16 protein-coding genes are annotated in these 14,130 nt (G+C 65.4%); 13 read left to right on the top strand and 3 right to left on the bottom strand.

Annotation, left to right across the window (positions count from 1 at the left end):
• Window position 1: 1 nt before the first annotated feature.
• Complete coding sequence (locus tag MJO58_RS17915) at window positions 2–478, bottom strand: emopamil-binding family protein (protein ID WP_239720282.1); 477 nt, start codon at window positions 476–478, stop codon at window positions 2–4.
• A 299-nt stretch (window positions 479–777) separates the two neighbouring features.
• On the opposite strand from MJO58_RS17915, the gene MJO58_RS17910 reads away from it, so the two are divergent.
• The 13 genes from MJO58_RS17910 to MJO58_RS17850 all read left to right on the top strand — a co-directional run bounded on the left by MJO58_RS17910 (window position 778) and on the right by MJO58_RS17850 (window position 12,541).
• Window positions 778–1,098 (top strand): hypothetical protein, encoded by a 321-nt coding sequence (locus tag MJO58_RS17910; RefSeq protein ID WP_239720279.1) that lies wholly within the window; start codon window positions 778–780, stop codon window positions 1,096–1,098.
• 130 nt (window positions 1,099–1,228) lie between these two features.
• Window positions 1,229–2,161 carry a TPM domain-containing protein gene (locus MJO58_RS17905; protein ID WP_239720276.1) on the top strand — a complete coding sequence of 311 codons (933 nt, stop codon included), beginning with the start codon at window positions 1,229–1,231 and terminating at the stop codon, window positions 2,159–2,161.
• A gap of 68 nt (window positions 2,162–2,229) precedes the next feature.
• Entirely contained in the window at window positions 2,230–3,936 is a 1,707-nt protein-coding gene (locus tag MJO58_RS17900; RefSeq protein ID WP_239720274.1) for a serine/threonine-protein kinase PknH/PknJ, read from the top strand.
• 20 nt (window positions 3,937–3,956) lie between these two features.
• Window positions 3,957–4,448, top strand: a complete 492-nt coding sequence (locus MJO58_RS17895; protein WP_239720273.1) for an Rv0361 family membrane protein — start codon at window positions 3,957–3,959, stop codon at window positions 4,446–4,448.
• 67 nt (window positions 4,449–4,515) lie between these two features.
• Window positions 4,516–5,733, top strand: coding sequence for a DUF7373 family lipoprotein (locus MJO58_RS17890; RefSeq protein ID WP_090603749.1), 1,218 nt, complete (start codon window positions 4,516–4,518; stop codon window positions 5,731–5,733).
• 224 nt (window positions 5,734–5,957) lie between these two features.
• Window positions 5,958–6,959 (top strand): AAA family ATPase, encoded by a 1,002-nt coding sequence (locus tag MJO58_RS17885; protein ID WP_090603748.1) that lies wholly within the window; start codon window positions 5,958–5,960, stop codon window positions 6,957–6,959.
• 17 nt (window positions 6,960–6,976) lie between these two features.
• Window positions 6,977–7,843 carry a DUF58 domain-containing protein gene (locus tag MJO58_RS17880; protein WP_239720272.1) on the top strand — a complete coding sequence of 289 codons (867 nt, stop codon included), beginning with the start codon at window positions 6,977–6,979 and terminating at the stop codon, window positions 7,841–7,843.
• Window positions 7,833–8,306, top strand: a complete 474-nt coding sequence (locus MJO58_RS17875) for a hypothetical protein (RefSeq protein WP_239720271.1) — start codon at window positions 7,833–7,835, stop codon at window positions 8,304–8,306. Before MJO58_RS17880 ends, MJO58_RS17875 begins: the two co-directional genes overlap by 11 nt.
• On the top strand, window positions 8,306–9,274 hold the full coding sequence (locus tag MJO58_RS17870; protein ID WP_239723328.1) for a hypothetical protein: 969 nt from the start codon (window positions 8,306–8,308) through the stop codon (window positions 9,272–9,274). The genes MJO58_RS17875 and MJO58_RS17870 overlap by 1 nt, the downstream gene beginning before the upstream one ends.
• Window positions 9,271–10,173 carry a vWA domain-containing protein gene (locus MJO58_RS17865; protein WP_239720269.1) on the top strand — a complete coding sequence of 301 codons (903 nt, stop codon included), beginning with the start codon at window positions 9,271–9,273 and terminating at the stop codon, window positions 10,171–10,173. The genes MJO58_RS17870 and MJO58_RS17865 overlap by 4 nt, the downstream gene beginning before the upstream one ends.
• A complete protein-coding gene (locus MJO58_RS17860; RefSeq protein WP_239720267.1) occupies window positions 10,170–10,892 on the top strand; it encodes a hypothetical protein in 723 nt (240 codons plus the stop codon). Before MJO58_RS17865 ends, MJO58_RS17860 begins: the two co-directional genes overlap by 4 nt.
• Window positions 10,893–10,921: 29 nt before the next feature.
• Window positions 10,922–11,323, top strand: coding sequence for a YchJ family protein (locus tag MJO58_RS17855; RefSeq protein WP_259608769.1), 402 nt, complete (start codon window positions 10,922–10,924; stop codon window positions 11,321–11,323).
• 54 nt (window positions 11,324–11,377) lie between these two features.
• On the top strand, window positions 11,378–12,541 hold the full coding sequence (locus tag MJO58_RS17850; protein WP_239720264.1) for a zinc-binding dehydrogenase: 1,164 nt from the start codon (window positions 11,378–11,380) through the stop codon (window positions 12,539–12,541).
• Here MJO58_RS17850 and MJO58_RS17845 read toward each other — a convergent pair.
• Entirely contained in the window at window positions 12,535–13,011 is a 477-nt protein-coding gene (locus tag MJO58_RS17845) for a nucleoside deaminase (RefSeq protein ID WP_090603734.1), read from the bottom strand. The two genes, MJO58_RS17850 and MJO58_RS17845, sit on opposite strands and share 7 nt — an antisense overlap.
• 20 nt (window positions 13,012–13,031) lie before the next feature.
• Entirely contained in the window at window positions 13,032–14,114 is a 1,083-nt protein-coding gene (locus tag MJO58_RS17840) for a hypothetical protein (RefSeq protein ID WP_239720263.1), read from the bottom strand.
• Window positions 14,115–14,130: the final 16 nt, after the last annotated feature.

Below are 14,130 nucleotides of genomic sequence, written 5' to 3'. Positions count from 1 at the left end.
CTCAGGCGGTGCGCGGCCAGAAGCGGTACGCCACCAGCATCGGCACGATGAGCCAGGGGAGGTTGAGTGGCAGGTAGGTCCCCAGGTGTGAGGGGCTGTCAGGTCCGAGGAATGTCTGCATGAAGTAGAAGTACATATTCATCACGGCGCTGACGGCGTAGGCCATTGCCAGTGCGCTCAGCCACGACCAGGATTTGAGCTTCCAGACGCCGATGGTGAGCAAAACGAGCAGTGGAAGTTGAACGAAACCGTCGTACAGGAGCGAGGCCCGCAAAGCGGGCGGCATGACGAGGTGTTGCGGTTCTTGCTCGACAGCCCAGGTGTGTAGGGCACGCAAAGGTGGCCACGGGCTGTCGGAGGCGACGGGAACACCAAGGGCCTCCGGCAGACTCAACAAGGTGGCGTTGATGATGCCGAGCACGAAGGCTGGCAGCAGCAGGTAGTCGAGCCGATGCCGGACCAGGCTCTGGGAGTTCACGGTGAAGCCGACTTCGGGCGTGCGCAAATATTGGCCAGGAGATCGTGCTGCATTTGCTCATCTTGCATCACGGTCGCGAGGTTTCGATTGTCAGGCCCGTATAGACGCGCGGCACAGCCCATTGAGCCGAGGTCGAGTAGTCCACTACTCGTGAAACGATCGGGAACCCAATACTGGGCTTTTCGTGGATGCCAGTGCGAACAAAGCCAACAATGTCCAAGATGCCAACACCGGTGACACTTCGATCAGGACCACACATCACGCAGCGAAGCATTGTCGGACCATTGTTCTCGAGCGCCATGGCATTGACCAGTTTGGGGCTTGGCACCGGCAGCGCGCAGGCCGACCCGTCAACGCACATCTGCAACCGGCTGGCGATGTGCAGCCGACTTTGGTGTCCCGGCAGTCCTCTGCCGCAGCCGGACGTGGTTTGGGACGACGTGGTTTGGGACATGGATATGTGCCACCACTACTACCGCGGCAGTCTCGGCCAGCCGGGGACCGCGGGCGGCATTCCAGTCGGTGCGCACATTCTGGAAGGGGAACCTGCCCGGGAGAACACCTGCAACGGGACGCTCATCCGCGTGTCGGGCGGCAAGGTCGGCTGCCGGAAGTCATGAGCTGTAAACGGTTGGTGGCCATTGTGATTGGGATAACTCACCGACAGTAGCGGTGCAACACACTCCCGCCTGCTGCACCGCGGAGACGCATGATCTCGGCCATCGGTGGGCGGCGGGCTAGATTACCCGTATGCGAATCGTTCGCCTGGTCGGTGTAGTCCTGACGATCCTGCTGGCGGCCCTGCTGCCGGCAACGCCCGCCGGCGCGCAACCGCCGACCAAGCTCACCGATCACATCACCGACAACACCCAGGTTTTGACCGATTCCGATCGGGCGACGATCAGCTCGGCGATCGACCGGCTCTATCAGGATCAGCACGTTCAACTGTGGGTGGTCTATGTCGACAACTTCTCCAGGTATAAACCTGAGAACTGGGCCGACAAAACCCGCACCGCCAGCGGGATGGACGATCATGACGCGCTGCTGGCAGTGGCCACCAATACCAAGGCGTATGCGTTCTCGGTGCCGGGGAAGGTCCCCGGTCTCACGGCTGCCGACTTGAACAGTCTGCGCAGCAACAAGATTGAACCGGCGGTGAGCGCTAAAGACTTCAGCGGTGCCGCCGTCGCAGCGGCCGCCGGATTGGACCAGTCGGCACCGGCGGCCAAACCGCCGGCACCGAATAATGCGCCCGGCCCGTCGAACCGGATCTGGCTGTGGATCGCGATCGGCGGCATCGTCGTCGTGGTCATCGTCGTGGTGGTCGTTCTGCTATATCGCGCCCGACGCCGGCGCTCCGCGCGCCCGGTCGACCACCGCGATGGGCAGCGCGTCGAGTCGTTGGGGCAGGCATTGCCCATCGCGGACGCTCGATTGCGCCAAGTCTCCGAGTACGTCGCCAAGCACCGCGAGAGCATCGGAGCCGAGGCCCAGAGCCGATTCGAAGAGGCGAAACGGCACTTGGCGGCCGCACGCGACAAGGAAGCGAGCAACGAGGCGGAGGCAATCGCGCATGCCAACGGGGCATCGACGCTGGCCGCGCATGCGCAAACGCTGGCAAACGCCGACGTGCTTGCCGCCCACCGCGCCCCACGACGCCGCGGCACCACCTCTGCTCGATGAGCAAGGGCATCGGTGACTGTCGATCGGTTCTGACCCGGGCGCGGGCCGCCGGACCGTAGGGTTGATGCGTGCTGGCAAACGGGTCCCTGGTCTGCGGATACCGCATCCAGGCGGTGCTGGGCAGTGGGGGCATGGGAACTGTGTACTTGGCCGCCGACCCGGCATTGCCTCGCCACGTCGCGCTCAAAGTGCTGTCGGCCGAGCTGTCGCGCGATCGGGATTTTCGAGCACGTTTCATCCGCGAAGCCGACACCGCGGCCGCCCTGGCGCACCCCCAGATCGTGTCGGTCTACACCCGCGGACAAACCGACGAAGGCCAGCTGTGGATCGCGATGCAGTTCGTCGACGGCACGGATGCCGAGGCCGCGCTGTGCGACGGAACGATGACCCCGCAGCGCGCGGTACACATCATCACCCAGGTCGCTCGGGCGCTCGATTTCGCCCACGCCAACCACGTCATTCACCGCGATGTCAAACCGGGCAACTTCATGCTGTCGGGCCCCGTCGGCCCCAACGAGCGAGTTCTGCTGGGCGACTTCGGGATTGCTCGCGCTCTGGACGACGTTGGGCTGACCGCCACGGGGGCGGTGGTGGCTACAATCGGTTACGCCGCACCCGAGGTGCTGTCGAATGGACGCATCGACGGACGGGTCGACATCTATTCACTGGGTTGCACGCTGTATCGGTTGCTCACCGGCAACACGCCTTTCGCGGCGACCAACGGGGCCGCGGCCGTGATGATGGCCCACTTGTTCCAGCCGCCGCCGCGAGTCACCGACGCGGTGCCATCGCTTCCTCCCGCCCTCGACCACGTGATCGCGGTCGCGATGGCAAAAGATCCCGCCGCCCGGTTCCCGACGGCGAGCGCCCTCGCCGACGCCGCGGTTTCGGCGCTGCACGAGCGCAACCGCTACGCGCCGCTGCCGTCGATACCCAGTGGCGCCGTCCGCTCCTACCCGCATACCTCGCAGCCGCCGACGGTGTCCGCGTGGCGGGGCTCCCCGACACCCGGTCCGTTCCCGCCGGCCGGTCCGGCTAAGCGTCGGCGCGCTCTGATCGCCGCCGCGCTGGCCGGTGTAGTGCTGTTGGGCGCCACGGTCGCCATGCTGGTCTGGCCCGACGCCGCGGGACCAAGCGCTGGCTCCCGCCCGGGCTCTGGATCGCCGGGTGCGCCGGCGTCACCTCAGGGGCCGCCGGCCACCAACGTCGCGCCCGCTCAATTGCGCGCCATTTTGCTGTCCGCGGCGCAGCTTCCGGTCGCGGCCAATGGGGATCCGCTGGTTCTGGAGCAAGACAGCGCCAGCCTGCTCGACGATTCCGCGGCGGTCGACAACCAGCAATGCCTCGGCGCGTGGGCACCCGCGCAGCAGAACGTCGACGGACAAAAGGGGTATACGGGTGTGGCCGTACAAACGTTGCGCGGCATGAACGAACAGGCTTGGCAGGACAGCGTCACCCAAGCGGTTATCGCTTTCCAAAGAGACAACGCCGTGTCCGCCCTTACTTCTCAGGAGGGGCAGTGGTCCTTGTGTGGTGGAAAATCCATCACCGTGACCGAACCGGGCACTCCCGCCAAAACCTGGGACTTCGGCCAGCCGCAGACCACCGCTGGCGTGCTGACCCTGGCGGCGACCCTACGCGGCGGCGGATCGTGTGATCACGGAATGATGGTGCGCGGCAACGTCTTAGTCGATATTCGCCAATGTAGTGCGGCGGGAGGGGCCGACATCGCCGCGTTGGTCAGCGCCACCGCCAACAAAGTGCCTCGACAATAGGGCGACAAGGGGGGAGATCGATGAATACTTTCGTGCCGGTCGTTGCCCGGCTGGGGGCCATCGGTATAGCCGCTGGGCTGGCGACCTCGTGTACGACGGTGACCGGGGGCTCGGCGCTGCCCCAGAAGACGGGTGTCTCGGCCTCACCGACCGTCGCGGCCCCGTCCGGTCGCCCGGCACCACCGGCCCCCTCGGCCACGCCTTCCGCCGAGGATCAGATCCGCGAGACCCTGATGGCGTTTCAGGATGCGTACAACACCCAAAATTGGGACGCCTACCTGCAATTGATGTGTACCGCGATGAGGAGCCAATTCAGCGGCACCGCAATCAATTACGTTAAGAAGAGCCGCGCCCAAAACGGCGTCACCACGATCAAGAACATCACCAACATCGCGATCACCGGTGACACCGCCGATGCCACGTTCGAGGGGCAAAACGAGACCATGGGTACTCGCACCGTCAGCTTGCCGTTGAAACTCGAAGACGGGTGGAAGATCTGCAAGACATCGTGACCAGTCTCTCAAGCCCCGGGCCGATATGAAAACTACACTGCCACAACTAAACCCAAGGATTCTTAGCGTGCTTCTGGCGCTGGTGCTGGTGGGCTGCAGCCACACCACCGGCGGAGAAGCCACCCGCGCGCCCGAGTCGAGGTCATCGGCCACGGCACCGGTGAACGCTTCCTCGCTCGACCCTGGGAACTATCCCGTCATGCCGCAGCCGCCGCTGGGCAATGCCGGCTCCGACCACGCGGGGCGGCTCGTCGAAGGCCACCGGATGGCTGCCTACGTCGTCGGTCCCTGGGAAGTTGAGCCCTCGCTGATCGGCCTGAGCTCGTCCGGCCCGGCTGTCATCGCCGAATCCAAGGGCCTGACGCGAGCGGTGTGGGCGCCGATCGGCGGCGGCGCGTACAACTTGTCGTTGGTGGTCGGATTCGTGACTGAGCGACAAAGCCCGGGCCCCAATCCGCAGCTGGCGCTGCGCAATTCCGTGCTGCGATTCGCCAGCCCCGCGGAGGCTTCGCAGGCGGCTCAGAACATGACCACGGCGGCCAGGCATATGCCCCGAGATCCCACCGCCACTCCGATCGTGACAGAACCGGAAAGCCCCCTGCCCATTCCAGGACATCCCGACGCCAATGGCACGGTGCTTACTTTTCAGGAGGGCACCCAAACCGTTCGGGAACTGACGGCGCTTACCGCACGTGGTCCCTACGTACTCGTTCAAGTGGTGCGGTGTGCGGCCGGCCCGGACTGTGAAGCCCAGCTCGCTGGGCGCACACTGGATCGTCAGGTTCCGCTCATCGACACCTTTGTGCCAACCGAAGCCGTCGAGTTCCCCACCCTTGCACTGGATCCCACGGGCCTTGTCGCTCGCACCTTGGCGCCGCCAGCCGACCAGACCACTTCGATGTCCGGAGCCGCGTATCCGCCCGCGGGTGCGCTGCACCTCGAAGACGACCCCGTGCAAACCGGGCCGCTGCTTTCCGCCGCGGGTGTGGACTTCGTTTCGGTGAACCTGACCACCGTTTACCAGACCAAAGACCCCACGGCAGCGCAGACTCTCGCCCAAGCCTACAGCGATCTCGCCGCTAAAACTCCTGCTGCACAGGCGGCTTCACCAGTTCCCGGTCTTCCGGACAGTCACTGCACCCGCGTCGCCGGATCCAACGGCCTGGTGCCCCGCTACTGGTGTCTGGCCGCTGCGGGCCGCTACACGATCAAAACCGTTGCCCGCCAACTCGACAACGTCCAACAGGAGATGGCAGCCCAGTATCGGATCCTGACCGGGAGTTGATCCCTGGAGGCGAAGCTATTTTCGCCAGGGTGCGGTGGAGTCGAGGCGAGCGGTCACTGCTTCCCAGCCCGCCGCCGATTGAGCGGGGACTCGGGACGGGGACCGGTATACCTGCGCCTCGGGCTCCGGTAGGGCGGCATTGCGGTCGGGTCGCCGCGGTCCGTCGGACGTCGCACACCCCGGCGGGGTGTGGAAATTCGGTGTCCGGGTACCCCATCGTGCGTATGAGCACAGCACGGACGCAACCGGATCAGCGCGAACTCGACGGCGTACGGGAAATCGTAGACGCCATCTCGGCGGCATTCACAGCCAAGATTGTCGGCCAGCGCGACCTCAGGGAGTCGCTGCTGATTGGCCTGTTGACGGGCGGTCACATCTTGCTCGAAAGCGTGCCTGGCCTGGCCAAGACCACCGCCGCCAAGGTGCTCGCCGAGTCGATCGATGGCCGCTTCCACCGCATTCAATGCACCCCCGACCTGCTGCCCAGCGACATCATTGGCACGCAAATCTATGACTCCGCGACAAACGCGTTCGTTACTCGGCTGGGGCCGGTGCACGCCAACATCGTGCTGCTCGACGAGATCAACCGGTCAAGTGCCAAGACCCAGAGCGCGATGCTCGAGGCGATGGAGGAGCGGCAGACCACGATCGCCGGACAGGAACACCCGATTGCGGATCCGTTCCTCGTCCTGGCTACCCAGAACCCCGTCGACCAGGAAGGCACGTATCCGCTGTCGGAGGCCCAGACCGACCGCTTCCTGCTCAAGGAGATCGTGCGCTACCCCTCCCCGGAGGAGGAGGTGGAAGTGATGGCACGGATCGACGCCGGCATCTACGACAAGGAGCATCCCAGCGCGCCGGTGGTCAGCCTCGAAGACGTGCTGGGCCTGCAGAAGCTGGTGCGCCACGTCCACATGGATCGTGCGCTGATGCTTTATGCCAGCCAACTGGTCGACGCGACTCGCTACCCCACGCGGGCGTTACCCAAGCAGATCGCTCGGCTGGTCGAGTACGGTGCCAGCCCACGCGCCACGATCGCGTTCTGCAGGGCGGCCCGGGCGCAGGCGGTGCTGTCCGGACGTGCGTATGTGCTGCCCGAGGACATCGCGAAGCTTGCCCACCGGGTGCTGCGGCACCGGCTCATCCTCGGATTCGAAGCGGCCAGTGCCGGTATCACTCCCGAGGTCGTGGTGGACGCCGCGCTGCGGGCCGTCAGGGTCCCCTGAGGTGCCCTGAAGTCGTCATGGGTAAGCACCTCAACCGGGCAAAGGCCCACTTTGGCGGCGACACGCGTGGCCTGCTCGAAGGCGGACGTTACGCGTTGTTGCACACGCGCAGTATGGAATTCGACGACCTACGCCCGTATGTTCCCGGTGACGACGTCCGCGATATCGACTGGAAGGCTTCTGCGCGGTCGGGCAGTGTGCTCATCAAACGGTTCGTCTCCGAAAAGCATCACAAGATCCTGCTCGTCGCCGACGCCGGTCGCAATATGTCGGCGCTCGCCCCGAGCGGCGAGTGCAAGCGCGACATAGCCGCGCACCTCATGGGCGCGGTGGGGTTGATCGGCCTGCGGCGCTCGGATCAAATCGGCATGGTCTACGGCGACCGCCGCGGCTGCGTGAACATCACTCAGCAGCGCGGTGAGTCGCACGTCGAGGGACTACTGCACCGGTGGTACCAGCACACCACGACCGACCCCGGTTCCAGTGATATCACCGCCCAACTCGATTACGTGGCAACGCATTACCGACACACCATGCTGATCATCGTAATGTCCGACGAACCCGACATCGACGACCGGCTCAGCACGGTGCTCACCCGGCTGAGCGCCCGCCACGACATCATGTGGGCAATGGTGTCGGACATGCCCGCGGTGGGACCCGACAACACCGACGGGTACGACGTCGCCACCGGTCGCTTCGTCCTGAACGGAGCCGACCTCGGCCCGCGAGTCGTGGCCGCCTACCGCCGAGCCGAGCAGGCCCGCCGCGCTCGTCTCGGTGCGTTTCTGACCGGACATGCGATTCCTCACGCCACCATTGGTGCTAGCAGCGACATCCGGCGCGAACTCGTCGGCCTCACCGAGGTGTCTGTTGGTGCCGGATAACCTGCTGCGTCACGTGTTCGGCCCGCAGCCATACTCGGCGTGGTGGCTGGTATGGGCCATCTTGTTGGTTCTCGTCGTTATCGCTTGGTATTCAGTAATTTTCGTGTGGACCCTGCCATCGCACCGGTTGCGGCATATCCCCGTGGTGCGACGCATGCATGCCCGGATCGTCCGCAACCGGTACGCCCGTTGTGCGCAGCGCATTGCCGGCGAGTACTACGCGGGCCGGGCCTCGGCTACGGAGGCGTGTGCGGCTATTAGCCGGACGCTTCGCAGCTTCCTGCACCAGGCGACCGGCGAGCGCGCCCAGTACCTGCACGTGGGCGAGGTGGCCGACGGGGATCTCGCCGCGGCCGCGCCCTTGCTGACTCGCCTGGGTGACGCGCAGTTCAACGCCGAGACGCAGATCGACATCGGTGATGTGAGCGCCTCGGCGCAGGAGTTGATCCGCTCGTGGACCTGATGTGGTGGCCGGTTGCGGCCATCGGATTGACTTGCCTGGCTGCGGTCGTGGCGCTGGCGGCGTTGCTACCCATGACCGCCGCCCGCCGGCGGCTGCGGCCGTTGGCCAACGTCGCGCGCCTCACCCGATTGCCCGAGTACGCGAAAGTGGCACGGCTGCGTTCACTTTCGACGATCGTGACGCTGGTGGTGCTGACGACCATGTTCGGCGCTGCCACCTGGGCGGCGGCCCGTCCCATCGAGGCTAGCGACGACTTCGACGTCGTGCACGCCGAGGACATCATGCTGTGCGTCGCGCAGCCCGCGACGGATGCGTCGACGGCTGAACTGCTCGACTATTTCGCTCGGCAGATCACCGCCTCGCCGCAGACCCAACGCATCGGCCTGACATCGGCGAACCGCCGTCTGGTGCCGCTGACGCGTGACCATCAATACGCGGCATCACGATTCGGCGACTACGCCGTAGCACGCGAGACGCAGGTGGCGTCGTTCGCTCTGCCGGTGCCTTACACGGACTACGCCGCGAGCGTGAATGATGTACTGGCGCTGTGCCTCTCCGGGTTTCCCGCCACGGAGCAGCGAAACAAGCACCGGCGCTCGGTGATCTATCTCGGGCCGTCGGAGCTTCGCGCGGCCGGGGAGTCGCGCGCCTCGCTGTTTAGCGACAACTCTGTGCGAGAACTGGCCAAACGCACTGGTGCTCAAGTCAATGCGATCGACACGTCACCGTCCTCGACGAGCGCTGAGTTGGTCGCGCTCACCCAGCAGACCGGTGGCCGGCACTTCAATGCTGGGACGAATTCAGTCACCAAGGCGCTCAGCGAGATTCGGGCGCACACCCCAGCGGCGCGTCTCGCGGACGGCACCGTCGTCACTGCGGACCACCATGATGCGCCGGTGCTACCGCTGGCGATCGCCTTGTTGTCGGCGGCCGTGCTCTCGGTAGCTCTACTGGTATTGCGCCGATGACGTTTCAACCCGTGTTGCCCTGGCCAATCCTCGCGGTTGTCGCCACCGCGCTTGCTCTGGCTCGCGGCGTAGCACTGTGGCGGGTGCTGGTATCGGCGGGACTACGACGCAAAAGCGCGGTGCTGCGTTGGGGTGGGGTCACTTTGGCGGTGTCGCTGCTCATCTTGGCGACCACCAGACCCGCACTTGCACGCGACGAAAGTCAGAGGGGGACAACGCCCGCGACCGGCGCCAATCTGAACTTCTTCCTCGTCGTCGATCGGTCCGCGGACTCGGATGTCGACGATTACGGCACCGGTGAACCGCGGATTGCCGGGATGCGCGACGACATCGCGGCATTGATCAAACAGTATCCGGCGGCGCGGTATGCGTTGATCGCCTTCGATTCGAAGGCCTCGCTGGACTGGCCGTTGTCCGACGATGGCTGGAGTCTGCGGCCGACCGTCGCTGCCCTGAGTGCCAACCGGAAAAGTGTTGAGGTGAATGCGGCGGCAGCGGCCAACATGTTGCGATACCAACTGCCGCAGGCCGCTCAGCAATATCCGGGCTCGCGAAACGTGCTCTTGTACTTCGGTTCGCGCGCGCCGCAGGGCGATTTCGACATCAGCCCGCCGGCCGCGGGAGCGGTGCTGGCCTACGGCCGTGCTGATGCGATCGACGAACCCGAATTGCGGGAAATCGCTCGACACCTCAATATGCCCTACCTACACCGGGATCCCGGTCAGCCTTTCCGGGTAGAGCTTCCCGACACCGGGCACGGCACTGACATCGAGGCCGAACGGATCCAGCTGTACTGGTTACCCGCGCTGGTCGCGGCGGGTTTGCTGCTCGCCGAGATCTACCTCTCGGTGCGCGATTTCCGGCGCGGCCGCATTGCGGGGCGAGACTTGGCATCATGACGCGTACACCGGCAAGACTGCGGCTGCGTCGGCGGCTGCTGATCTACTCGGCCCCGCTGACCGCCGTTGCATTTTTGGTGATCGTCAAGCTGATTTCGGTGGTGGTGGCGGGTAATTCGGCCGCGACATCGTTCGCCCGCGGCGACGCAAGTGCGGTCCAAGCCGATGCGGAGGTTCTCGGCGTTGCCAACGTGGTGGAACCGGCGAAGGCTCCGTTCGCCGCGGGTGTCGCCGCCGTTTTCGACGGCCGACTCGACGACGCCGACTCGCACTTCTCGGCCGCGCTCGCGCGCACCGATCCGGCTGATGCCTGCCCGGTGCGGGTCAACCTCGAACTGGTCCGCGAATCTCAGGGTGATCGGGCCGCGGCGGCGGGGGACCGGGCCCGTGCCGACGAACGCTATCGAAGCGCGTTGACCGTCGTCGACGCCGCAGCGCCAGAATGCTTCTCGGGCAACAACGACTCGGACCCGCAGCGGCGGGCCATTCGGCAGGACACCGCGAACCGATTGGCGGCCAAGCTCACCGCCCCACCCCCGGGGGCGCCAGCGCCTCCGCCACCACCGCCCCCGGCGGCGCCACCCCCACCGCCGCCGCTTGCCGTCATCACACCCGACGGCCGGGAGATTCCGCCACGTCGGCTCGACCCGGCCGGCGGCGATCCGCTCGACAAGTTGCAGCAGGTACTGCAGGACGCGGCGGGCGCCGCAGGACCGTAAGCGTCTGTCAGGCTGTTGACGTGGACGAAATCCTCGGGCCGCCGTGTCCTTGTGGCAGAGGCGATGGCTACCGCGCGTGTTGCGGGCCGTTGCACGCGGGCGAGTCGCAGGCTCGATCGGCCGAGGAATTGATGCGTTCGAGGTATTCGGCATTCTCCTACCGGGATGCGGCATATCTATTTCGCACCTGGCACCCGCGAACCCGGCCGGCCGAGGTGATCGTCGACCCCGGCATCACCTGGACGGGTCTCGAGGTGATCGACACCGTCGCGGGTGGTCCCGACGACGACCGCGGTGAGGTCGAGTTCATCGCCTTGTTCGAGTCCGGGGGCTGCGCCGAGCGCCTGCATGAGCGCAGTCGCTTCGAGCGCCGGGCCGGCCGATGGTTTTATGTCGACGCCATTGGAGACCGGGCAGCGGAAGATTCCTGACCCGGTTCGGCGTTCACGCTCAGGCAGACCGACGACAGAAACGAGGCACCGACTATGACCGCAGATCTACCTGGCGAAGCACTGGAGCTGCGTTCGCTGGTGACCTCCGATGGCACGCTCGAACTTTCGCTGCATGAAGTTCCCGTCCCAACGCCCGGAGCCAACGAGGTGCTGGTGCGAGTGGAGGCGTCGCCGATCAACCCGTCGGATCTGGGTCTTCTGGTCGCCAGTGCCGACATGACCAAGGCGACGGTCGCGGGCACCGCCGAACGCCCCGTCGTCACCGCCTCCCTCGGGGAGGCCGCCCTGGGCGCACTGTCGGCGCGACTCGACAAGTCGCTTCCGGTGGGCAATGAAGGCGCGGGCACCGTGGTGGCGGCAGGGTCGTCGGACGCGGCCCAGGCCCTCGTCGGAAAGACCGTGGCGATCGTGGGCGGCGCGATGTACTCGCAATACCGAGCGGTCGACGCGTCGGCCTGTCTGGTCCTGCCCGACGGGGCCACGGCGCGCGACGGTGCGTCGTCGTTCGTCAATCCCATGACGGCACTGGGAATGACGGAAACCATGCGCCGCGAAGGACATTCGGCCCTCGTACACACCGCCGCGGCGTCGAACCTCGGACAAATGCTGGTCAAGCTCTGCCGCAAAGACGGGATACCACTGGTCAATATCGTCCGCAAGCTCGAGCAAGAGGAGCTGCTGCGCGCACTGGGTGCAACCCATGTCCTCAACTCGTCCTCGCCCTCATTCACGGACGACCTCGTCGAAGCCCTCACAGAGACCTCCGCCACGCTGGCTTTCGATGCGACCGGTGGTGGCACGTTGGCCAGCCAGATCCTCAACGCGATGGAGAAGGCAGCCAATGCGGCCGCGGCGGAATACTCACGCTACGGATCGAGCGTCCACAAGCAGGTGTATATCTACGGTGCGCTCGACCCCAGCCCGACTGTGCTGAAAAGGAACTTCGGCATGGCGTGGGGCGTCGGAGGGTGGCTGCTGACGCCGTTCATTCAAAGCGCAGGGGCCGAGACCTTTGGCAGGTTGCGCGCACGGGTGGCCGCGGAGCTCACGACGACGTTCGCGAGCAACTACACCCGGGAGGTGTCGCTCGCCGGCATGCTGCAACCCGAGGCATTCAACGAATACGTCAAGCGTGCGACCGGCGAGAAGTTCCTGGTGACGCCGAACGCCGGTCCCGGCGACCGTCGGGGCTACTGACCGCCGCTCGTGCGTTCGTGAAAGAGCTTGTAGACGTCGAGCGCGTCGTCGTAGGGCTCATAACGCATCGGCAGACGACGCTGGTCCCACGGCTTGGCGTACTCACCGTAGAAACTGTCGGGTTCGAAGTACTTGTTGTAGCCGCCGGCCAGGTACGGCCCAGTATCCTCGCGGCTGGCCGTAAAGACGACTTCGTCCGGCGCGCAGGAATACAACGCCCCCAGGCACATCGGGCACGGATGGGCGATGGCGTAGACCGTACACCCGGTCAGGTATTCGGTGCCCAGCTTCCGGCATGCTTCGCGGATGGCGCGAATCTCCGCATGGTCGGTCGGGTCATGGGTCTCAGGGACGAGATTTCGGCCCTCGGCGAGGATTTCCCCGTCCTTGACGATGACGGTCCCGAACGGCAGCCCACCCTCGGCGACACTGGCGCGGGCGATGTCAATGGCGCGCTGTGCGAAATCCATGGGAGTCCTCGAATCGGACGTCATCCGAGCGGCTTTGGGCGTACTGGGCACGCTATCGCATCCTCCAGCCGCGACGGGCCGATTCCTTTAGCCGGGTCGGTCTTCCACGGCCAGTCGTTGGAGCGGAACGGCACCAGGGGTGGCAGTAACGCCTCCTTGCCCCGGTCGGCCATCTCACGTTCGATCGCGGCGCGGCCGCCACCACCGAGGAGCTCGACGTCCATGAGGAAGTAATCACGGAAGAAGACCTGACCCAGTGAGCGGTCGGCGACGATGCGGCCAAGCACGTCGAGCATCTTCTCGGGGGTGGTCTCGAATTCCGGTGTCTCGATGAGCAATAGCCGGTCACCCATGGTCTCGGTGCCCATGAATTGGACGAGGACGCTGAAGAGGATGTTGTTCTGCCGCGCGACGTAGAGCGAGTTGCTGACCCCGTAGGTGCGCTCCCAGTCGTCGCCAAGCTTGGTCTTCCATCCTTCGATGACCCTCATCCAGTGGCCTACCTGGGCGCTCGAGGCGACGCCGATCGTCTTCGCCGAATGGGGTGTGGTGTCGCGGATGTAGTTCTCGACGTCGTCGTAGCTGTAGCCCCCTCGGGTGACGCACTCGTCCATGAAGGCCAGGTTGTTCTGCAGAATCGTGCGCAGCAGGGAGCGCTCATCGTCGGAAACATTTAGGGCGTCAAGGCTTTCCAGAGCGGTCCGGTTTTGCGCCCGGTACATCTCTAGCGGGGGCCGCCACAGCTGATTCTCGTAGGCGTTTGACACGTAGGGCGAGACGATCTCGTAGATGGCCATGGTGCTGTGGCCGACCGACTTGAACAGTTGGTACACGATCGGCACCGACGGCGCGACTTCGGCCGGCTGTCCCGGCGGGTACAGGATCATCTGTCCGCCCTGCCCGGTGAATAGCGCCAGGATGATGGGCACCTGGTCGCGCATGTTCTTTTTGAAAATCTCCAGGGATGCGTCGTAGATGGTCAACATGGACTCGTTCAGGGCGAGGACCGCGCGCTCGGCCACGGCGCGCGCGCTCGCCGGTGGCTCGTCGGCGACTACTGGGCGCATGAAGTCCGGCACCGTGCTGGCGTTGGATTCGGTCATGGTGGTCACTTCCCTT

The sequence above is a fragment of the Mycobacterium lentiflavum genome (assembly GCF_022374895.2).
GTDB lineage: Bacteria > Actinomycetota > Actinomycetes > Mycobacteriales > Mycobacteriaceae > Mycobacterium > Mycobacterium lentiflavum.
This window is presented reverse-complemented; position numbering and strand designations above follow the sequence as displayed.

Coding starts and splice junctions, on each gene's coding strand:
- MJO58_RS17910 (WP_239720279.1), top strand. CDS start 778: ATGGCATTGACCAGTTTGGGGCTTGGCACCGGCAGCGCGCAGGCCGAC.
- MJO58_RS17905 (WP_239720276.1), top strand. CDS start 1,229: ATGCGAATCGTTCGCCTGGTCGGTGTAGTCCTGACGATCCTGCTGGCG.
- MJO58_RS17895 (WP_239720273.1), top strand. CDS start 3,957: ATGAATACTTTCGTGCCGGTCGTTGCCCGGCTGGGGGCCATCGGTATA.
- MJO58_RS17885 (WP_090603748.1), top strand. CDS start 5,958: ATGAGCACAGCACGGACGCAACCGGATCAGCGCGAACTCGACGGCGTA.
- MJO58_RS17880 (WP_239720272.1), top strand. CDS start 6,977: ATGGGTAAGCACCTCAACCGGGCAAAGGCCCACTTTGGCGGCGACACG.
- MJO58_RS17870 (WP_239723328.1), top strand. CDS start 8,306: ATGTGGTGGCCGGTTGCGGCCATCGGATTGACTTGCCTGGCTGCGGTC.
- MJO58_RS17865 (WP_239720269.1), top strand. CDS start 9,271: ATGACGTTTCAACCCGTGTTGCCCTGGCCAATCCTCGCGGTTGTCGCC.
- MJO58_RS17860 (WP_239720267.1), top strand. CDS start 10,170: ATGACGCGTACACCGGCAAGACTGCGGCTGCGTCGGCGGCTGCTGATC.
- MJO58_RS17850 (WP_239720264.1), top strand. CDS start 11,378: ATGACCGCAGATCTACCTGGCGAAGCACTGGAGCTGCGTTCGCTGGTG.
- MJO58_RS17845 (WP_090603734.1), bottom strand. CDS start 13,011: ATGGATTTCGCACAGCGCGCCATTGACATCGCCCGCGCCAGTGTCGCC.
- MJO58_RS17840 (WP_239720263.1), bottom strand. CDS start 14,114: ATGACCGAATCCAACGCCAGCACGGTGCCGGACTTCATGCGCCCAGTA.